Genomic DNA, 21012 nt, shown 5'->3' on the forward strand with positions numbered 1-21012 from the left:
GCAACAAATCATTGGGTAAAGTAGAGACGCGATTCATCGCGTCTCTACAAATGGTATATTTGTCGCATTCTTTTTTCAAATTGGTATTAGAATCAAAGACATTTTAAAATTTTACATAACTCTGCTAATTTTAGATTTTTCCTTCAATCTAAAATCTAAAATTGAATCACTTCTAACTAATGCAGTTTTCGTCGTGCTGCTGCTAAAATTAGGCGTTGTTCGGCACGAGCGATCGCCTGATATGTTCGCTCAACTGCTTCCGGTTCCACGGAAATAGAAGTTATGCCCCATTCCACTAACTTGTCGATAATTTCTGGATAGAGGGCTGGTGCTTGACCGCAGATTGAACAAGGTATACCAGCACTTTCAGCCATTTGGATTAGTTGTGCGATCGCCTTCATCACAGCCGGATGGCGTTCATTAAATACTTTTGCTAGCTGTCCTTGTTCTCGATCTACTCCTAACAATAATTGGGTCAGGTCATTTGTACCAATGGAAATTCCGGCAACACCTGCTTTAACATATTCTGGTAATAAAAACAGCACGCTTGGCACTTCTGCCATCATCCACAATTGAAACTGCGCCACCTCAGTTAAAAAAGCTTGTTCAACTTTGCGACGGCAAAAGATAAATTCTTCCACAGTCCGCACAAAGGGCAAAAGTAGGTTGACATTGCTATAGCCAGCTTGCTGTACACTCGCCAAAGCTTTCAGTTCAAGCTCAAATACTGCGGGATTTTGTAAATAGCTAAAGGTGCCGCGTTCACCTAACATCGACTGGGGCGAAGATTCTAAACTATCACTCAATGATGGTAAATCTTGCGATCGCCAATCTAAAGAACGATAAAAAACTGGTCTTGGCGCAAAGACACGGGCAAACTGCATAATCTGGTCTGACCATAGCTCTAACAATTCTGCCTGACGCCCGCCTAAAATCCAACTATTAGGATGTTGCCCAGACAATATATTTAATACCATCAATTCTGAGCGCAACAATCCCACCCCATCCACAGGCAAGCTTTGCACTTGTTCGATTAAAGTGGATTGACTCAAGTTAACCAGCAATTGGGTAGCAATCATAGGTAGATGAGACGTAACAGCAGGATGGGATACTTTTGGGCTGGGGTGACGGGAGGAAAGAAGATTTTCTTCTCTTCCCTTGTCCATCTCCTCCTTTGAGTCTCCTTTGATGCGATAAACTTCTCCTCTGTCGCCATCAAGCAACAGTCGTTCACCAGTTTGAATTAAAGTTGTGGCAGATGTGGCGTTTACTACGGCGGCGACACCTAATTCTCTAGCCAGAATTGCGGCGTGGCTGGTTAATCCCCCTTGTTCTGTGATAATACCAGCAACTTGTTGCAGTAATGGCAACCAATCAGGTGTAACTGTTGGTACTACTAAAATTACTCCCTTAGGTAGTTGTTCGGGTTTCTGTTGGGGATTAATAATTACCAGCGCTGTGGCTACAATACGTCCCCCTGCTGCCCCTAGTCCCCGAATGAAGTGTAAGTGGGGAATTGCAGATTGGGAAGGACTAACTTGTGTGATGTAGAGCTTGCTAGATGTAGGTTGTTGAGTAAGAGTCCATTTAATGGTGAAGGTTTTACCTAGTTCACTCACCAGTTGAGTTCCCAGAGCAATTATTTGTTGTAAGTATTCTTCTTGTAAAGCGTACTGTTTTTGTTGGGCTTCTTGAAGTAAATAGGTAGTCAGAGAAGTGTGATTTGTTGTTAGCACTGAATTCGCCACGGATTGCGAAAAAGCTCCAGGCGCGGCATTATCAACACTATAAGCCAGCATTTTATTGCCTAGTTGTTGCTCAAGTACAGCACCAGTTTCCGGTTGAATGTAGTAAATATCTGGCTGTACTTCGCCCAGAGCGATCGCAATTCCTAATCCCCAAGTAGCTTCAATTTCCCACCCAGAGGGGTCGGCTGTCAGCAAGCCACTGGCGATCGCATTTTCAACAGGTTGCACCAAAACTGCAAGATTAATTTGTTGCAGATTAATCCCTGAGTGCTGCCAATATAATAGACTCCGGGCCCGAAATATCTGACTCCAAGTACGCTTTAAAGCTAAAGCGATCGCTTCGGGTTCGCACTTGCAAAACACCGATTCTAGCAAACCAGATATATTCTTCATTCCTGGGGTAGCAGTTGATACTGCCAAAGTCGGCCGAAGAATCAAACAGCCAGTTTGCCATTCTCTAGCTGCTTGGAAAATATTACTTACCCACTGCTGTGGTACATTCGCAGTCAGAATTTCTTGGCGCAAGCGACTAGCCACCTGCTGAAGTTGACGCCAATTAGTAACATCCAGGTGTAACGAAGAATGGGGTAAGTCAGCCACTAATGACTCTGAACTATTGAGATTTTCGAGGAATTGGCGCAAAATTTCTGCCGAAACGACAAAACCAGGCACTACCGGATAGCCACGCTGGATAATTTTGCTCAAGTAAAACGCTTTGTCACCTACTTTGGAGCGGTCTTGTAGTTTAATTTGGTCTAGCCAGTAGAGTTTATCCACTCACTTTGTTAGTTGTCAATTGTCTATTTGTAGCCACAGCCATTTCTTCCTGGTATGTTATCAGCCGTTAATCCACTGATTCCTGAATCAGTGCTGAGTGCTGTACGGTTTCATATTTAATTATTGAGTGTATGGGTTAAATCTAGCAATTTAAGGTGGTATTTTATAGTTTAGTTATTTTAAATAACCAAAAAACTATTTAATAAACTTAAAAGTCGTGTAGTTTGCCCAGATTATGATATTGGTGATAATTTGGCAATGCAAACCTCCATTGATTGAATAAAACAATACGTTATTAGGAAATAATTCTAATAATGTAAGATGTTAGTTCGCAGTTTAAAAAGTATCCCTGAATTGATAGAATCCAAATAAGTTGGATTAAACTCCATTAAAAAAAGATTAGAGTCTTTTAGACGATTTGTATAAAAAGATTACCATTTAACCTAGTATATAAGATTATCTATATCAAACTTAAGCATTGCCAAATACTTACTACCTTGCAACTAATGATTGGCTGAATATCAGCTTCCGGCTATGCGTTGCATTGCTTATTGGGGGAATAATCGGCTTAGAACGCCAAATTAGGCGCAAACCAGCCGGTTTAAGAACTCATATACTGGTGAGTTTAGGTTCAGCCATGTTTACCTTGACAATCATGCAAACAGGAGGATTGCAAGGTAGTCCTGATGCACTTAGCCGCGTCATCCAGGGGATTGCAACTGGTGTAGGATTTCTCGGAGCGGGAGAAATTGTCCGCCAATCATCCCAAGAATCACAGCAACTTGAAATTCACGGACTCACCTCAGCAGCAGCTATTTGGGTTTCAGCTGCATTGGGAATTGTTGCCGGCTGTGGTTTATGGCAGTTAGGATTGATTGGCGCTGTATTGACTTTTTTAGTTCTCAACGTTTTTAAAAGGTTAGAAAAAGATCATTGAAAAAGGGACTGGGGATTAGGGACTGGGGACTGGGAAAATTGTTCGGGGATTCAGACCACTACCCAAGTTTTGTTCCGCAGCGTCTCGTAGAGAGCGTCATTTTGAATTTTGAATTGTTAATTGTCCTGCTTTCACAAAAAGAATTTGGGAGGACTTCAACCACTGGGAATCAAAAGAACCCAAGTGAGTGGTAGTAATCAGGGTTTGAAAGCGGTCTTGAATAGCATCAAGCAGTTGATTTTGGCGGGATAAATCTAGTTCGGCAAGAACGTCATCAAGTAATAGTAATGGTGGCTCTTTGACGACTTCTTCAATTAATTGTAATTCGGCTAATTTTAAGGCTAGAACCAGCGTTCGTTGTTGACCTTGAGAACCGTATTGACGAGCTGGTGTCTGGTTAATAGTTAATTCTATTTCGTCGCGATGGGGGCCAACCAGGGTAGTACCTTGGTGCATTTCAGCGATCGCTCGTTGCTGAATTTTAGCTAAAAAAGCTTGCTGTACTTCTTCTGGTTGATTATCCTCTAAAGGAATATTCGGTACGTACTTGATTTGTAGAACCTCTGTACTGCCGCTGATACTGGCGTGCCAAGTACTAGCAATGGGAGCTAACCTTTGAATGGCGCGATCGCGTCGTCTAATTACCCTAGTTCCTGTAGTCGCTAACTGTGCATCCCATACTGCTAGTTCTGAGTGTAGAGACGTTGCATGCAACGTCTCTACATGGCCTTTTAAAAAGGCATTACGCTGGCGTAACACATGGTTATATTGCTGCAAAATATGAGCATAAACAGGTTCGAGTTGAATTAAAAGTGTATCTAACCAGTTACGGCGACCTTCCGGGCCGCCGCGTACTAGTTCTAAATCCAGGCTGGAAAATTGGACGGCATTGAGAACGCCGAGAAAATCCATTTGACGGCGGATTGATTCACCATTGAGAGCAACACTACGGCGACCATTGCGGCGCAGGGTTAAGGTCAGGTCACTAACACCTGTTTGTCGCTCAAGGGTGGCATCAATTTGGGCTATGGCTTCCCCTTCTTGAACCAAATCGCGATCGCGGGTCATGCGGTGCGATCGCAATGTCGCCAGCAACTCCACCGCCTCCAACAAATTCGACTTTCCCTGAGCGTTATTACCTACCAAAATTGTTTTAGCAGCAGTAAACTCAACCTGCTGGTCTTGATAATTGCGAAATTGTCGGAGGCTTAGAGTTTTAAGATACATAACGAAAAGTTAGGAGTGAGAAGTTAAGAGTTGGAAATTATGAGTGAGGAGTGAGTAATTTTAAGTTTTGAGTTTTGAATGCAAAATGTTCTTCAACTCATAACTCATAACTCCTAACTCCTAACTCCTCACTTTTTCAAACGGCCTTCTTGCCCATAATCCGCAAAAATATCTTCTCCGCTTCAATCCACACGAACATTAAGGCACTGAAGCCAATACAAATCCCCAACTCTTGCATATTCAGGTAGTGAGTACCAAAGAAATCTCGCAGGGGTGGGACATAAACTAGCATCAACTGCAAGATCGTGGTGACGACAACAGCCGCTAGTACAAAGATATTAGAGAAAGGATTCATCTCGATGGTTAGTCGGTTGTTGGAGCGAATGGCGATCGCATGTCCCATTTGGGCGATACATAAGGTAGTAAATACCATCGTCTTCCAAGTTTCAGGATCGCCTTGATACCCAGCAGCATGGGTATGTTGATAAGCCCACCACATCAAGGTAATGGTAATAATGGCAAATATTATCCCAATACGAATCATGTAAGAACCTAATCCCCTGGCAAAAATACTTTCACGGGGACTAAAAGGCGGACGTTGCATTACATCCGGTTCTGGGGGTTCCACAGCTAATGCCAAGGCTGGTAAACCGTCTGTCACCAAGTTCATCCAGAGAATTTGTAAGGGAGTAAGGGGAACGCCTCCCAAACCAATTAGGGGCGCAGCTGCAATTGTGAGAACTTCACCAATGTTACTGCCCAGGATGTATTTAATAAAGCGGCGGATATTAGTGTAAACAACTCTGCCTTCCTTGGTGGCACTAACAATGGTGGCGAAGTTGTCATCAAGTAACACCATATCGCTGGCTTCTTTACTGACATCAGTGCCAGTAATGCCCATTGCAATCCCGATGTCGGCTTGTTTGAGGGCTGGAGCATCGTTGACACCATCACCCGTCATTGCCACAAATCGACCCCGGCGTTGCAGTGCTTGGACAATTCGCAGTTTGTGTTCTGGGGAAACTCTGGCATAGATGCTCACCAAGTCAACATTTTGCTCTAATTCCTGGTCAGTCATCCGTTGCAATTCTTGACCTGTGAGTAAGCGATCGCCTTCTTGGGCAATTCCCAAATTGGTGGCGATCGCTCGTGCTGTTAATTGGTGGTCGCCTGTAATCATGATTGGGCGAATACCTGCATCCCGACACTCTTGCACAGATGCTCTGACTTCTGGGCGTGGTGCATCTAGCATTCCCACCAATCCCAGCCACACCAAATCTTGCTCAGATGTTTCGTCTGAACCTGACGGTGGAATTTCCGTAAGAGGTTTGTAGGCAAAACCTAGCACCCGCAAACCTTTACTCGCCATTTTGTCATTTTCTGCCAAAATTTGCTGGCGTTGTGCTTCGGTTAAAGTACCCGTGTAATTACCCAAATGAATCTGAGTGGAACGTGCCAAGGTTAACTCTGGAGAACCTTTGGTAAACATTAAGTAGGGTTCAGATTCGAGAAAACCGGCGATCGCAGGATCAATTCCTCTCGAAGATGCTTCACCTGTGGCGACTCCCTCCACCTGAGTAATGACGCTCATCCGCTTCCGTTCCGAGGAAAAGGGAAACTCCGCAACCCGAGGTAACTTACTGTTCCACTGGTCTTTTTCGATTCCGGCTTTTCCCGCCAGGGTGAGTAATGCCCCTTCTGTTGGATCTCCCAAAATCGCCCATTCACCTTGTTCTTTTTGCAACACTGAATCATTACAAACAGCACAGGCGACAGACAACGCGGAGATTTCTGGAGCCTCCTCTAAGGAAATTTTTTGACCATCTAATTGAAAGTCCCCTATGGGAGCATAACCTTCGCCGATGACGCGAAAAGTTTTGTTATTGGTGGAAATCGATTGCACCACCATTTTATTTTGAGTCAGGGTGCCGGTTTTATCAGAGCAGATGGTGGTTACAGAACCCAATGTTTCCACTGCTGGCAATTTGCGAATCAAGGCATTTTGGCGCACCATTCGCTGGGTTCCCAGTGCCAAGGTGACAGTAATTACAGCTGGTAAACCTTCTGGTACTACGGCAACCGCCATACTCAAGGAAACTTCCAAGAGTTCTTGGATGTTTTTAAAACCTCCGTCCTTAATGACACCACCGACGACAACGATCGCCACGAGAATTAAAGAACCCGTAACCAGAACATTACCGAGTTGAGTCATCCGCTGCTGTAAAGGCGTAGGTTCACTTTCTACCGCCTGCAACATTGCAGCAATTTTACCCAATTCTGTAGTCATGCCGGTGTTCGTCACTAGAACTTTGGCACGTCCTTGGACTACTTCAGTGCCTTGAAAGACGACATTGAGGCGATCGCCTAATGATGTTTCCTCTGGCAATTTTAGTGATGCCTGTTTATTAACGGCTTCGGCTTCACCAGTTAAGGCCGACTCACGCACTTGTAAATTCGACTGTTCGATCAAGCGGCCATCTGCGGCTATCTGCATCCCAGCTTCCAGCAGCATTACATCCCCTGGAACTAGTTCCTTAGCTGCTATCTCCACCAATCTGGTGTCGCGGATTACGCGTACTAAGGGAGAGGTCATTTTTTTCAAGGCTGCCAAGGCTTTTTCGGCACGGCTTTCTTGGACGTAGCCGAGGATGCCATTGAGGATGACAATTGCTAAAATAGCGATGGTATCTTTAAATGGCACTTCACCAGGCTTTAAGGTGCCCGACCGCCAACTCCATAAATCTATCAAGCCAGAAATCAGAGCGACGCCAATCAGCATCAACAACATAATGTTCTTGAACTGATCCAGCAGAATTTCCCAAGTACTACGGCCAGCAGTTTCTTCAAGTTCGTTGGGGCCGTATTTTTGCAATCTCTGTTGAATTTCTTGGGGTGTTAAGCCGCTGTCTGCATTACTATCAAGCAGGTCTAGCGCTTTATCAACTTCTAAACTATGCCAAACGGCGGCACCTTCAGGCAGAGAATTAGCAGACATCGTGTAGGTCACAGCAAATGGTTACAAAATTCGATCATAATTTAGTGATGGCAGGAATTCCATCTCCTAAAGTTACATTAAGGCGATCGCCTAGTCAGATGAATGTATCTGTAATTCTTAACATTTGTAAATTCTTCCTATTTTGACATAGTATTATTTCTCACGAAAGAGTTTTTCGGAACACATTGTACCGATAATTGTTAATACCCGGCTGTAAACGTGGCGTTTTAAGGATTTGGTACCCAATCCCTAATCCCCAGTCCCCAGTCACTTTTACACTTACCACAAGGTTTTATGAGTTTTGCACCCCCCACTTTGACCGTTAGCCAGATGTTTGGGCAAAAAACAATTCGACCGCTTACTGCTGCTGCCCTGTGTGGCATTACTTTCATTAAAGATAGACTGATTGCCATTGACAGTATTAAAGGGCATCTACTGGAGATTGATCCCACCTCTGACAACAGTAAAATTCTCAATCCCCATCAAGTTAAAGAATTTACCGATGTCACTGGTCTAGCGGCGTGGGAAGATACTTTGTGGGTGAGCCGAGAAAATAGTGTTTATTTGTGCAAACTTGATGCTTTGGGTCTGGAACATTTTGTGACATTGCCTTATGCGGCTGACGGTGTTGCTGTTTGGGAAACAACAGTTTATGTCAGTTGCCAAAGACTAGGTTATATTCTGGTTTTTGACCGCGAAACCCGAAAAGAGATTACCAGATTTTATGCTCCTGGAGTTGGGATCGAGAATTTGGCAGTCAACCAAGAAATGCTGTGGATTTGCGATCGCACTGAACAATCAGTTTACGCGATGGACAGGGCCACAGGAGAACTGCAATTTAGCGTCCTAACACCCTTTGAATCTCCCACAGGCATCGCAATCCATAAAAATTACGAAACAGGCAAAGAGAGTATCTACGTCGCCTACGCTTCAGAGGAGCCTTATATCCGGGATAACCCTAATGCCGATCCGAGTCATGAGTTAACATTCCGCGATCGCACTTTTATTCATCCTCTGTATTACCATTACCAGCCAGATAAGCGTTACGCCCTGTCTAACGGCTATCTCATTGAAATGTCTTATGCTGAGGAAATTGCACCCTTAGACGAAGTTTATATCCCTGATGTGGAATGGCGCATCGCCCTACCATCGGAAACTGAGCGTCAAAAGGTGAAACACGTTGAACCCATTGGTATGCCCTTTACCGAAGAAGTGATCGAAGGGCAACGTGTAGCAGTCTTTAAATTTGATTCTCTTGCCCCAGGCGAACGGCACATATTTGGCTGGAAAGCACTTTTGGAAGTTCGAGGAATTAAATATCGCATCACACCTAGAGATGTAGAAGACGTTCCTGAACTATCCCCAGAATTACAAACACGCTACTTAGTAGATGACGACGATTTAGCAATGGATACCACCATTGTTCGCCGTGCCGCCAGAGAAGCAATTGGTTCTGAAACCAATGTGCTGCGGAAAATGCACAGCATCCGCAACTACGTTTACGATGAATTATCCTACGGTATTAAACCTTATATTGATACACCAGATATAGTTTTAGAACGCGGCGTTGGTTCCTGTGGCGAATATGTCGGCGTTTTACTTGCCCTATCCCGTTTAAATGACATCCCCTGCCGCACCGTCGGTAGATACAAATGTCCTCCTCATAGTGACTTACTAGGAGTTCCACTACAACCCGACTTTAATCATGTTTGGCTGGAATTCTACGTCCCAAATTTTGGCTGGTTGCCAATGGAATCAAATCCTGATGATGTGGGTGAAGGTGGGCCTTATCCAACGCGCTTTTTTATGGGCTTATGCTGGTATCACATTGAAATTGGCAAAGGTATCACCTTTGAAACCGTGACAAGTCAAGGTGCGCGGCTAACTAAAGAAGATATCCCCATCGGTGATTTGGCGATAAATCATATTCGGTTCACAATTCTTAAAGAATTACCGGACTTTTGAATTTGGGCATTGGGCATCGCGCACAAAAGGCAGAGGGGCAGAGGAGAAAACTCTTCTCCCTTGTTCCCTGCTACCTTTCTTCTTTCCCAGTCCCCACCCCAATACTTGTCGGTTAAGGGGAAAAGGGGAAAGAAAAAACTTTACCCTTTACCCTTTACCCTTTACCCTTTACCCTTTAACCAAAACCCAATTCCGAGTTAAAAATGCAAAACCTACGCAGTATTGCCCAGTCCCCACTAGCTATTAACTCTTAAACTGGGCATTGGATATGATTGATGCTGCTTAAAATCGGCAAATTCACAGATGGAGTTAAATGGGCAAAAACGGCAGTGAGAACCAGGATTAGGAGGGAAAATTTTACTGAAATTACTAGTTTCTTCTTGATATTTATGCAGATCATGTTGGTGTTTGTGGGCAACATTCGCTAACTCAAATTTTAAGGATTCTAATTCACTATTATTAATGCTAATTAACTCAGACTTTTTACATATTTCCAAATTATAAAATGATGCAACAGCTTCTCGTCCAGGATAAAGATAACGAGCCGCTAACAAGTAAACTAATGCCTGTCGTTTGTCAAAAGCCGACTTACCAGTTTTGAAATCCAAAATATGTAAAGTGCTATCAGACTCAATAAAAACGCAGTCCATAGCCGCGTATAAACGAAAGCAATAATCTTCTTGTTCAACTACTATCGGTTTGGGAAAGCCTTCATCACCTGGAGTTAATTGGATAATATCTTTATCCAAAAGCAACGGCGAATCGTGATACTTTTGCAAAATTTGCAGTACGCGTTGCTGGACTTGAACGCTTGAGTGGGCTAATTTTAGTAGCTGTGCAACTCTTTCTACACCATCTGCTTGCTTCAACAGATGCCTGTGATGATGAAACTCATAAATGCCTTTTTGGGCGAGTATGCCTATCCGCTGGGGTGCGGTGGCTTGTGCTAACAGCGCTTTGACTTGTGGTTCGTGTTGCCGTGCTTTGATAAACCCCCGTCTCATCTGGCAATGCCAGCGTTCTTGCCCGGTCGCTGGGGCAACTAGAGACCAAAGGTGATAACTGGCAAAAGGTCGATCGGGGGTTGACATTGCTCAGAAACAGTGAGAGAAAATACGGTGGGGAGAAGTTTAAGCTAAGGCTTGCTTAGAAAAGAACTTCGGATGATACTTGCTGCTACCCAGGCTTTGCAGGAAGCTTTTATAGTACTGATATGTACGGGAGCAAGTGGCAAAAATGTCCAGCAAGATAAAATTTGGTACTGATGGATGGCGAGGGATTATTGCCGATGATTTTACATTTCCCAATGTACGGAAAGTAACAAGGGCAATTGCCACTTACTTAGCAACAGCCTACACAAAAGATAGACCAGTACTTATTGCCTACGATACTCGCTTTTTAGCTGACCAGTTTGCCCAAACAGCGGCCCAAGTCCTAGCAGACTTGGGTTGGACTGTAAAAATTACCGATCGGGATTGCCCCACACCAGCAATTGCTTACAACGCCCGCCACTTAAATTCCGCAGGGGCGCTAATGTTTACTGCTAGCCATAATCCAGCACGCTACTGTGGAATTAAATATATACCCGATTATGCTGGGCCTGCCACTCCAGAGATTACTGATACTATTGTGGCAAATATAAAAAGTGCATCGGATGAGTTGCCTGGGAGTAAACCATTAGGTTCAATTTCAATTTTCGATCCGAAACCTAATTACCTACAATTTATCTACACCTTACTTGATATAGAAAAGATTAAAAGCGCTAATTTAAAGGTAAAGTATGATGCTTTGTATTCTACCTCTCGCGGCTATTTAGATGAAGTTTTGCAACATAGTGGCGTTCAGTTAGAAAGTTTTCACGATTGGAGGGATGTCTTGTTTGGGGGTGGAATGCCAGAACCCAAGGGAGAACAATTAGTTGAGTTAGCAGAAGCAGTAGTTCGCGATCGCGCTGATTTGGGTTTGGCGACGGATGGAGATAGCGATCGCTTTGGTATTGTTGATGAACAAGGAACTTTCCTTACTCCCAATACTGTGCTGTTAGTTTTAGCACGACATTTAATCAAAAATAAAGGTAAAACTGGCGTGATCGTCCGCACTGTGGCTACAACCCACCTGCTGGATAATTTCGCTGCTAAAAATGGGCTACAAATTTACGAAACACCAGTTGGTTTTAAGTACATCGGTGAAAAAATGCGCGAAACTGCTGTATTAATTGGTGGAGAAGAATCAGGCGGTTTGAGTATTATTGGGCATATTCCCGAAAAAGACGGGATATTAGCAGATATGCTGGTGGCAGAAGCGATCGCCTATGAAGGCAAACCTTTAAGTCAACTTGTCAAAGAAGCGATCGCCCAAGCCGATGGGCCACTGTACAATAACCGCCTAGACTTGCACCTCACAGAAGCGCACAAAACCGCCGTCATGAATTCTTTTAGCAAAAATCCACCTACAGAGGTAGCAGGAATTAAAGTCAAGGAAGTAGGGCGTAAAGACGGTATTAAGCTCTATTTAGAAGAAGGTAGCTGGATTTTACTGCGTCCTTCCGGTACAGAACCACTGGTGCGCGTCTACCTCGAAACTAACACTCCCGAAAAACTCACCCAAATCGCCCAAGAGTTAGAGAGGGTCATTGCTAAACTAGAGGCATAAAAATTAAAAGTGAGGAGTTAAGAGTTAAGAGTTATAAATTAACAATTCTTAACTTCTAACTCCTAACTTCTAACTCCTAACTCCTCACTTTAATCAAAGTATGAAAACTTTCGCTCCTTTTTTGACATCTCTAGTTGTAGCGGTTTGGGTAATCGCGATCGCAATTATTTCAGTTCAAAATGCCACACCCGTATCGTTAAAATTCTTAACATTCCAATCGATTCAGATACCAATGGGTTTAGTGCTAGCTTTTAGTGCCGTTATCGGGTTAATTGGTATGGCACTGCTGCAACCTCTGTGGGGACTTGCTGGTATTGGGCAGCGTAATTCTCGATTGGAAGAGGATGCCGAATTTTTTGTTGATGATGAAGATTTTTGAGGCTTGAATAGCTGTGCAGTAGCACTGTATTAGATTTGGAAATTATGGAAACTGAGTATGATTTTAGTCAGGGCAAGCGGTGAGTGATTGAATCAACACCAACAGGTAAAACTCGAATTACAATTCGCGTAGATGATGAAGTACTAGCATGGTTTCGTGACCAAGTTCACACAGCAAGGAAATTACCAAACATTGGATAATTTATTTCTTAGAAGTCCCTTAGTGTAAGAAACCTTAAGTAAACCAACATTTCCAGGGCTTTGTTGGGTTGCGCTTTGCTTCACTCAACCCACAATTTTTCACAAAGCCAAGTGTATTGATTGATAAAACAAATCAACCCAACACTGAGAATACCTAATGTCATTTAGGCAATATTTTTAGCTATTTTGGGAATATAAACCGCCAATTTGACAATTTGGTGCAATCTTTCACCAATAATTACGAATTACGTACTTGCTTCTTGCCGGAGGCGAGTATTACGAATTAGTAGACTACTTGCCACCAACCGAAAGCTGGGCCGATAAAACGGATAGTTGCCCATCCTACAACCATAATACCAATGCCTATCCAGGCACCACGAGTAGTCCAAGTGACAAATTGTTCGCCTTGAGTTTTTGTGATGGGAACCCAAGGCAAGATGCGAGCCTCTTGACCGTATGTTTCCTTCTGTGTGGTTTTACGACGTTTTGCTTCACCCATAATCAGCAACTCAAATTCTACTTAGGTTCTAAATTTATTTTGCCAGGAATCATCGCTACAGAGAGGCGATGATTCGCATATCTTCTATAAGCTGATAATAATGCTTGCTTTGAAGCTATCGCATTTTGGTTGACAAAATTTAAATTGAGTATAGGGCAAAACAGTTCCGTTAGCAGTGCAGTAGCGGGGCGTTTAGCCCGTTCCGAGTTCTGAGTGGGAATCTCACTCATTACTCATTACTCATTACTCATTACTCAGCACTCCTGAAGGCATTGGTAACTGGACTTTAGGCGGAATTTTCCTCATCGGTATTAGAAAACAGACTGGGATCGAGATAGTTGATGCGTGCCAGAGGACTTAAAGCAGCGAGAATTTGAGCGCCGTAGCTGCGGTTAACTACACGACTATCAAGTAAAGCTACGATGCCTTGACTTTCTCGGACTGGAGCGATCGCACGTTGTAATTCATTTAAAGCTGCTGGCAACAAGTATAAACGGAACCAATCTTGATGCGATCGCTTATAGAGAGCTACCCTACCAGCTACCAGAGGATTTTCTAAAGATGGTAAGGGTAAAGTCGCAATGATTAACAGATGAGGTGCTGGCAAGACTCGTTGATGTTCTCGCCAAAATTCCCAACCGCTAATCAAAATACCATTTTCATCCAAACAAGTTTTTTCTACTTGCACCCGAGAACCAAACTCTGAAGCCAAAATTGTCGCAACTTGAGATTTTAGTGGTACATCCCCCACCAAGATAACCGTCAATCCTGGTACTGTCGCACTTAAACAAACCAGTGTGCGGACTTTGTGAATAAATGCCGCTTGAAATTCTGGTGTGTTGGGTAGAGGCAACTTATAAGGTACATAAAGTTGAATTGCTTCTGCTTGACTCTCCGAAGAGAATTTCAGGCAAGTTAAATCTTCCAAACCCAGGCGTTGGCGGAAAAGGGGAGCTTCAGTTTCCGGTTCGATGGCGCTACCAACTAAAACGACTGGTTGTCGCTGCCAAATTGGCGAGAGTATTTCGCCTAATTCCATTGGGGCGTAGTGCAAAGAAAATAAACCTTGTCGATGGGCAATAGTCGCCCAGAAGAGGGCAGGGGAAGCGGGGGAAGCAGGGGGGGAAAGATTTTCTTGAAATTGTTGCCAGAATTGTTTCCAGGGTTCTGGCAGTGATTGTACTGACTCTAAAGCCAAATACAGACGACTCAAAATTTCTATTTCTGGCTGGGAAATTAGATAGCACTGATATGGATTAGCTGGATGCTGAAAAAGTTCGTGTGTTAGTTGTATCCGTGCTTCGCGAATTGCCTCAGCTTGGTTTGGGCAAGCCAGCATCAGTTGATCCCAATCATGGGGTTGAATATCTTGGGTAAGTTGATCGCGCACCCAATCTTCGAGATCGTCTACCCCATCAATAATTGTGGGAATACCTTGGGGAAAGCGATCGCCACCAGCCAATTGTCCTCTTAACCAAGCTTCTGGGGAGGTTAACAGTAGCCCTTGAAACTGGGCATCAGGCCAAGCGTCACCTGTTCTAATCGATTTATTGGTTGGTAGCCACTGTTGTAGGCGGGGAATTTCCACCCGCAGCAGAAGTTGCTGCACTGCTTCTTGAGCAACAATAATTACAGGACCATGCCACATTAGGGCTGATGCTACGAAACTAGTACGATACCGCCCTTGATAACCACAAACTGCCCCGACTTGAATTAGGGCACTACGTCCCAGGCGCAAGGCGCGTGCTACCAACCGTGCCATCGTCAAATGATGGGGCCAGGAAGGGAACCCCGCTTGCGATCGCAAAAAGTTATGTAGTGACAAATGAACTTCTGCCTCAATCACACGCTTTTAATTCCATACAAAGTGACTTTTACTGCCAATTGCCCCATTTCTATTATCTTGTTATTTGTCCTTTGTCATTTGCGATCCAAAAATAATGACCAATGACCAATGACAAATCACCCAATACCCTAAATTATGCCAACTTACACAGGAATTTCCAGCGAAGCCTTCAGGCATCCACTAGATCGCCAAGCCGAGCAAGCTTTACGAAATTTACCAGGATTTGATTTAATCGCTCGTAAATTTGTGGAATTTATCTACGAACGCCCTCAATTAGTCTATCTAATGGGTAACTCCATCCAAGTCGGGCCGCGTCAATATTCCACTATTTACCAGATGTTTCGCGAATGCGTCCGGGATTTAGATATTTACCCAGAACCAGCACTGTTTGTCTCGCAAAATCCTGAAGCAAATAGCTATGCGTTGGGGCAAGAGAATCCTTACATAGTTATAAATACAGGGATATTAGACTTACTAGACGAAACCGAGATTCGGACGGTGCTAGCCCATGAACTGGGACATATTAAATGTGGTCATACTATTTTAATTCAAATGGCGATGTGGGCAATGAATGCTGCCTCTGCCTTGGGAGAATTGACCTTCGGCATCGGTAATATTGTCACTCAAGGCTTGATTTACGCCTTTTTTGAGTGGCGACGCAAAGCTGAGTTATCGTCAGATCGTGCAGCGCTACTAGTGGTGGATGACTTGAATCCGGTAATGTCAACGATGATGAAACTCTCTGGCGGTAGTCACAAATATGCCAATGAATGTAGTTTACAAGAGTTCATCAAGCAGTCAGAAAATTATCAGGCGTTGGATGAAGATGGACTGAATCAGATATATAAATTTTTGATCTACAATGGCGCTCAGGGTAAGATGTTGAGCCATCCTTTTCCTGTTGAACGCTTGCATTACTTACGGGCGTGGGCAGTATCCGAAGAATACCAGCAAATTCGCCGAGGAAATTATCAGCGATCGCCCGCTTCTGGATCGGTAAATGTTTCAGCAGAATCTTCCGAAAATCAAACAGAAACTTTACGCCGTCAAATTGAAGAATTACAACGGGAAATCGACAGGATCAGACGGAATCAGTAGTTTTTAGCACTAAAGGTGGATTTAGATCCCCGACAACTTTTACGAAGTCGGGGATCTGGGTAGCAACTTTTTACAGGAAATTAAAATCCTTAAGAGTTTAACCAGATAATTACTCCAGTTCCCAGTACACAAATAATTCCCGCCAAGCCAGCTAGGGGTTTTTTATTTTTACCAGTGAACCAGTCAGAGACAATACCTGTGTAAGTAATTAGTTCTGCTGTATCTATGGTAGCGATCGCCCATACCCATCCGGCGTGCAATCCCCAAGCTAAACCCAAATTACCACTGGCGGCAAAGCGTGCCAACACCAGCACCATTCCCATCAGCCACAAACCAGGCAGTTGGGGTAAAGTTTCGCGTTGCTCCCAAACCAGATGTAACAAGGCAAAAATCAAGCTAGAAATTACTGCTGCTACCCAAACTGGGTAATCTTGCGCTAATTCCGTGAACAGGAAACCGCGAAAAATTAACTCTTCTATGCCACCAACTAACAACGCTATGAAGAAAATCGGTAGCAATATGGGTGGTAGTAACTTGAAATTCGTCTTTTCAAAAGAACACAAACCTAACCCAAATTGTCCACCAAATACAATAGCTAGGCTCCCGACTCCCAAAGCAAAACCTAGTGCTAAATAGCCAAGAGTTGAAAGATTACCAACAAAGCCGTAATCTGAAAAAGATTTATTAGTCACCCAAACAACTCCCCAGAGAATCAGAGGAGCTAATAGGTAAAGTGACACCAATAATGGCATCTTCTGCTCTGGCTGCAAAGGTTTAAGGGGTTGCCAATTTAGCAATATTGCTGATACTGCTGCTACTGGCAACCAGCAAACTATCCAGCAGACAAAAAATGCCACCACTATCACTAGTGCTGGTGCATTTTCTATAAATGCCAGTAAGGCGTTGACCGAAGACTCAAAGAAAGTTATCAAAATAAATAAAAAAACACGATAGACTTCTTGCATTATAGATTTCTTGCTGATTAGTCAAGACTCTACTAAATTTGGTGACTTCTGCAAGGGGTCTAATCGTATTTTTTATCTGGTTATCAGTTTGCTACCGGGGTAAGGACAAGTTATCATCACCTGAAACTTATCCCTACCATCAGCAAATTTACTCTTCGTCTTCCAAATCTTCGTCTGATTCGTCAGAATCTATATCTGGTGAGATTAGTTTTTTATCACTTTCACCTAGTTGAATCAGGTGAATATGTTTGTATCCCAGTCTAATTTCAAACTCATCTCCAGCCTTTAAGCCCATTGCTTTGGTATATGTAGCACCAATTACAATCTGACCATTTTGATGGACACTAACCCGGTATGTCGGTTCGCGTCCACGACCATCTTTTGGTGCTTCTGGACTTAGAGGAATTCCTCTAGCAGATAGCAAAGCGTCATAAAAATCAGTGAGATTGACACGAACCTGGTTATTCTTAGTAACAGTGTAATAGCCGCACTGTTTAGCTCTTTCTCGGCGTGGTAATGTGGAAAGTTCTTTTACTTTAGCAAGTAGTGCTTTTCCGGTTAATGGTGCGGTTGCAGTTTCAGTCATTATGCTCAAATTTTCCTTACTCTCTCCAAGCTGATAAACAATGTAGTCTTATGCCAGCATTTGACTTTTTAGCATTTGCATAGAGCTACTGAAGACCCTAATGTAACGGGTGAATTCCTGCCGATAGGAGCCAAAAGCACTTCTATATATGGTTGTCCACAACCAACTAGAGGCCATAGTTGCCATAGACATTAATTTTGGTGATGTTACGGCACTTTTAACCATTATTCGCCATCAGAAAGAAAACTATTTTTTCCTTTGGCGCTACTGTAGCGGTGTAACTTTCAGCCACCTTTACAAATGGGGTAGGTTCTACTGCAAATAAGTCGTAGACCCAAAAAATTGCAGGTTTTTCACGTTCAGTGCTTGCCTTTCTTGCCAATGAGCAAGTAGAGTTTTCTCTACTCGTCCTCTCAAGCTTAGGACAGCATAGTATTTCAATAGAGTCCTACGGGCTTATGCCCTTTTGTCCTGCCAGTAGAGACGCGAATTATCTTGTCTCTACATTACGAATCAACAAAGCAGTAGTAACCGCGCTGATACGGCTATTGATTCTGGTTTTGTCACTTCGTAATTTTATATTAAATACTAGCATGGACTAATAATAGCAAAATAGTTGTTTAATTTTGAATTAAAGTTGCTAGTAAATTTTTATTTAAATTTCTGGACTTAAAAGTTGAAAAAAGCAGTGACGATTTTCCTAACCCTTTATTGCAAGCGTGAGCATTGCCATCTAGATTTTATAAAAATTTATATAATTGAGACGAGCGGTTTTGACCAATGAGTTCAATCCAATATTTTCTTGATTGAGAGCAAGCCAAAAAGCAAAAAGTCTCGCGTATCAGGGTTTCGCGGTTCTCTAACTTTTCTTTGAAAGTGGTGAGGATTTTTCCTCGGTTTATTATCTTCAGGTCAAAAGCGGTAAGAGGATTTTGCACGTCTGTCTATGGGAAGAACAAATCTCTTAACATCTGCCTAGTGATTGATTGCCACTACTATATATTAAACATGGGCTTTCACACTTCTATATAATCAAAAAATTCTGCCTTCGCTACCGCTTGACAGAATTTTAGAGTCAGGACTGCTTGACTCTAGTTGACATCAAGACGTGTTGCTAACCTGATATGCATTTCATTTGGATATGCTCGCTAGGTCAAAAATTAACCTAAGTTCCTTTTTAAGCAAACCCCTTTTCCTTTATATTCCCAAACAAGTAAATTCAATGCACAGCGGTGATTACATTTTTGGCGTTTTAACTCAGAATTTGACAAAATTCTTGCTTACAGGGCTGCTACAAGTAAAATTTTAATGGTTATCCTTAAACTAGAATCAGTTGCCCTTTAATCGTCAGCCTATTAACATCAGAGTTTGAATTAAGGGCAAAAAAGTATAACTTACTTTTCTGAACTACCTGCTTGACTCATAATTTTTGAGGCTGGCACAGCAATTTTAAAATTTTGGTTAGTGGTTATGGAAGTTATTTTTAAGGTCATTCGACAGCAACAAAATTCCTCCCCTGTTGTACAAACCTACCTGCTAGAGGCAGAACCAGGTAATACAATCTTGGATTGCCTTAATCAGATTAAGTGGGAGCAAGATGGAACTTTGGCATTTCGCAAAAATTGCCGCAATACCATTTGTGGTAGCTGTGCTATCCGAATTAATGGGCGTTCGGCTTTAGCTTGTAAGGAAAATGTTGGGAGTGAACTTACCAGATTACAACAAATACCATCATCCCCAAGTAAAGTAAATGCGATTCCTGAAATCACGATCGCACCTCTTGGCAATATGCCCGTGATTAAAGATTTGGTTGTAGATATGAGTAGTTTCTGGAATAATCTTGAGGCAGTTGCCCCTTATGTGAGTACAGCAGCACGACAAGTACCAGAAAGAGAGTTTTTGCAAACACCACAAGAGCGATCGCGCCTCGATCAAACTGGTAACTGTATTATGTGCGGTGCTTGTTACTCTGAATGCAACGCTCGTGAAGTTAATCCCGACTTTGTAGGGCCTCATGCCCTTGCCAAAGCTTACCGAATGGTAGCAGATTCCCGCGATAGCGATACCGAAAATCGTTTAGCAAGCTATAACGAAGGTACTAAAGGCGTGTGGGGTTGTACCCGTTGTTTGTACTGCGATTCAGTTTGTCCAATGGAAGTTGCACCATTAGAACAAATCACCAAAGTTAAACAAGAAATTCTCGCCCAGAAACAAAAGAGTGATAGTCGCTCAATTCGTCACCGAAAAGTATTGGTAGATTTAGTTAAAGAAGGTGGTTGGATTGATGAACGTCAATTTGGTGTACAAGTAGTCGGTAATTATTTTCAGGATTTAAAAGGATTACTCAGTCTTGCACCCCTCGGTTTGCGAATGATCCTTAGGGGTAAGTTTCCCCTATCATTTGAACCTTCAGAGGGGACAGAACAAGTGCGATCGCTCATTGAATCTGTGCAACAAGTAGAAAATAAAAGTTAGGAGTGAGGAGGAAAAGTTAGGAGTGAGGAGTTAGGAGTTAAAAATTCCTAACTCCTCACTCCTAACTCCTAACTCTACTTCAACGCGGTTCTTGAGGTATATTCAACGGCTGCCCATAACGGTCATATACTAAAACATCCCACTGCCCATTATTACTAGATTCAAAGGCAATCCTGCTACCATCAGCGCTAATTGTAGGGTTGCGGACTTCTGCTTGCAGGTTATTAGTCAAATTCCGCGATTGGCGTGTTTCCCGGTCGTAGAGAAAAATAGCCGATCGCCCCTGACGGCTAGCACCAAAGACAATATAACGACCATCTTGGGAAACACTGGGATGATTTGCGATCGCATCAAAGGAATTTAAACCTGGTAAATCAACCAAATCACGAGTTACCGTATCAAACATATAAACATCTTGGCTACCCCGTCGGTCAGTAATAAAAACAATGTATCTCCCAGAGATTTGGGGGTTTAATTCCGACGCTAAACTATTGAGACTCCGACCCCCCGGATCAAAGGGATAACTCAAAATTCGAGGGTAGCCAAAACACCCAGTCAATAAGCTTAAACAGAAAAATACAGGTATTAAAAAAACACGTTTCATATATTGGGCATTGGGCGGGCATTAATTATTCTCCCTCATCTCCCTGCTCCCTGCTCCCC

At 43.1% G+C, this 21012-nt stretch carries 18 protein-coding genes; 8 read left to right on the forward strand and 10 right to left on the reverse strand.

Annotated features, from left to right (window positions below; translation table 11 throughout):
- Nucleotides 1–176 precede the first annotated feature (176 nt).
- A complete protein-coding gene (locus tag FD723_RS20020) occupies nt 177–2525 on the reverse strand; it encodes a putative PEP-binding protein (RefSeq protein WP_179066907.1) in 2349 nt (782 codons plus the stop codon).
- Between the two features lie 478 nt (nt 2526–3003).
- On the opposite strand from FD723_RS20020, the gene FD723_RS20025 reads away from it, so the two are divergent.
- Nucleotides 3004–3462: an MgtC/SapB family protein gene (locus FD723_RS20025; RefSeq protein ID WP_179066908.1), complete on the forward strand. Its 459-nt coding sequence runs from the start codon at nt 3004–3006 to the stop codon at nt 3460–3462.
- 96 nt (nt 3463–3558) lie between these two features.
- Here FD723_RS20025 and recF read toward each other — a convergent pair whose 3' ends face one another.
- Both recF and FD723_RS20035 read right to left on the reverse strand, forming a co-directional pair.
- Nucleotides 3559–4689: a DNA replication/repair protein RecF gene (gene recF, locus FD723_RS20030; RefSeq protein ID WP_179066909.1), complete on the reverse strand. Its 1131-nt coding sequence runs from the start codon at nt 4687–4689 to the stop codon at nt 3559–3561.
- Between the two features lie 136 nt (nt 4690–4825).
- The gene (locus FD723_RS20035; protein ID WP_179069211.1) at nt 4826–7684 is read right to left on the reverse strand and encodes a cation-translocating P-type ATPase; all 2859 of its coding nucleotides are present in this window, start codon (nt 7682–7684) and stop codon (nt 4826–4828) included.
- Nucleotides 7685–7701: 17 nt separating this feature from the next.
- Here FD723_RS20035 and FD723_RS42920 point away from each other — a divergent pair, with 17 nt between their 5' ends.
- Nucleotides 7702–7830 carry a hypothetical protein gene (locus FD723_RS42920; protein ID WP_256874871.1) on the forward strand — a complete coding sequence of 43 codons (129 nt, stop codon included), beginning with the start codon at nt 7702–7704 and terminating at the stop codon, nt 7828–7830.
- A 148-nt stretch (nt 7831–7978) separates the two neighbouring features.
- Entirely contained in the window at nt 7979–9649 is a 1671-nt protein-coding gene (locus FD723_RS20040) for a transglutaminase family protein (RefSeq protein WP_179066910.1), read from the forward strand.
- A gap of 236 nt (nt 9650–9885) precedes the next feature.
- On the opposite strand, the gene FD723_RS20045 is transcribed toward FD723_RS20040, so the two are convergent.
- Nucleotides 9886–10740 (reverse strand): PD-(D/E)XK nuclease family protein, encoded by an 855-nt coding sequence (locus FD723_RS20045; RefSeq protein ID WP_179066911.1) that lies wholly within the window; start codon nt 10738–10740, stop codon nt 9886–9888.
- A gap of 145 nt (nt 10741–10885) precedes the next feature.
- Between FD723_RS20045 and FD723_RS20050 the strand changes: the two genes are divergently transcribed.
- The 3 genes from FD723_RS20050 (at nt 10886) to FD723_RS20060 (ending at nt 12880) form a co-directional block, all read left to right on the forward strand.
- Nucleotides 10886–12301 carry a phosphoglucomutase/phosphomannomutase family protein gene (locus FD723_RS20050; RefSeq protein WP_179066912.1) on the forward strand — a complete coding sequence of 472 codons (1416 nt, stop codon included), beginning with the start codon at nt 10886–10888 and terminating at the stop codon, nt 12299–12301.
- 100 nt (nt 12302–12401) lie between these two features.
- A complete protein-coding gene (locus FD723_RS20055; RefSeq protein ID WP_179066913.1) occupies nt 12402–12680 on the forward strand; it encodes a LapA family protein in 279 nt (92 codons plus the stop codon).
- An 83-nt stretch (nt 12681–12763) separates the two neighbouring features.
- Entirely contained in the window at nt 12764–12880 is a 117-nt protein-coding gene (locus FD723_RS20060; RefSeq protein WP_256874872.1) for a BrnA antitoxin family protein, read from the forward strand.
- 283 nt (nt 12881–13163) lie between these two features.
- Here FD723_RS20060 and FD723_RS20065 read toward each other — a convergent pair whose 3' ends face one another.
- Genes FD723_RS20065 through FD723_RS20075 form a run of 3 tightly spaced genes read right to left on the reverse strand, consistent with a single transcriptional unit; the run spans nt 13164 to nt 15225 of the window.
- The gene (locus FD723_RS20065; protein WP_179066914.1) at nt 13164–13379 is read right to left on the reverse strand and encodes a DUF2839 domain-containing protein; all 216 of its coding nucleotides are present in this window, start codon (nt 13377–13379) and stop codon (nt 13164–13166) included.
- 17 nt (nt 13380–13396) lie between these two features.
- Nucleotides 13397–13609: a hypothetical protein gene (locus FD723_RS20070; protein ID WP_179066915.1), complete on the reverse strand. Its 213-nt coding sequence runs from the start codon at nt 13607–13609 to the stop codon at nt 13397–13399.
- Between the two features lie 56 nt (nt 13610–13665).
- A complete protein-coding gene (locus FD723_RS20075) occupies nt 13666–15225 on the reverse strand; it encodes a helicase C-terminal domain-containing protein (protein ID WP_179066916.1) in 1560 nt (519 codons plus the stop codon).
- Nucleotides 15226–15360: 135 nt separating this feature from the next.
- Here FD723_RS20075 and FD723_RS20080 point away from each other — a divergent pair, with 135 nt between their 5' ends.
- Nucleotides 15361–16323, forward strand: a complete 963-nt coding sequence (locus FD723_RS20080; protein WP_179066917.1) for a M48 family metallopeptidase — start codon at nt 15361–15363, stop codon at nt 16321–16323.
- A gap of 89 nt (nt 16324–16412) precedes the next feature.
- On the opposite strand, the gene FD723_RS20085 is transcribed toward FD723_RS20080, so the two are convergent.
- Entirely contained in the window at nt 16413–17288 is an 876-nt protein-coding gene (locus FD723_RS20085) for a CPBP family intramembrane glutamic endopeptidase (protein WP_179066918.1), read from the reverse strand.
- Nucleotides 17289–17436: 148 nt separating this feature from the next.
- On the reverse strand, nt 17437–17874 hold the full coding sequence (locus FD723_RS20090) for an AbrB family transcriptional regulator (protein ID WP_179066919.1): 438 nt from the start codon (nt 17872–17874) through the stop codon (nt 17437–17439).
- Between the two features lie 1470 nt (nt 17875–19344).
- On the opposite strand from FD723_RS20090, the gene FD723_RS20095 reads away from it, so the two are divergent.
- The gene (locus tag FD723_RS20095; protein WP_179066920.1) at nt 19345–20349 is read left to right on the forward strand and encodes a succinate dehydrogenase/fumarate reductase iron-sulfur subunit; all 1005 of its coding nucleotides are present in this window, start codon (nt 19345–19347) and stop codon (nt 20347–20349) included.
- 79 nt (nt 20350–20428) lie between these two features.
- Here FD723_RS20095 and FD723_RS20100 read toward each other — a convergent pair whose 3' ends face one another.
- Nucleotides 20429–20953 carry a PD40 domain-containing protein gene (locus FD723_RS20100; RefSeq protein ID WP_179066921.1) on the reverse strand — a complete coding sequence of 175 codons (525 nt, stop codon included), beginning with the start codon at nt 20951–20953 and terminating at the stop codon, nt 20429–20431.
- Nucleotides 20954–21012: the final 59 nt, after the last annotated feature.

Origin of the sequence: Nostoc sp. C052, assembly GCF_013393905.1 — a bacterium.
Lineage (GTDB): Bacteria > Cyanobacteriota > Cyanobacteriia > Cyanobacteriales > Nostocaceae > Nostoc.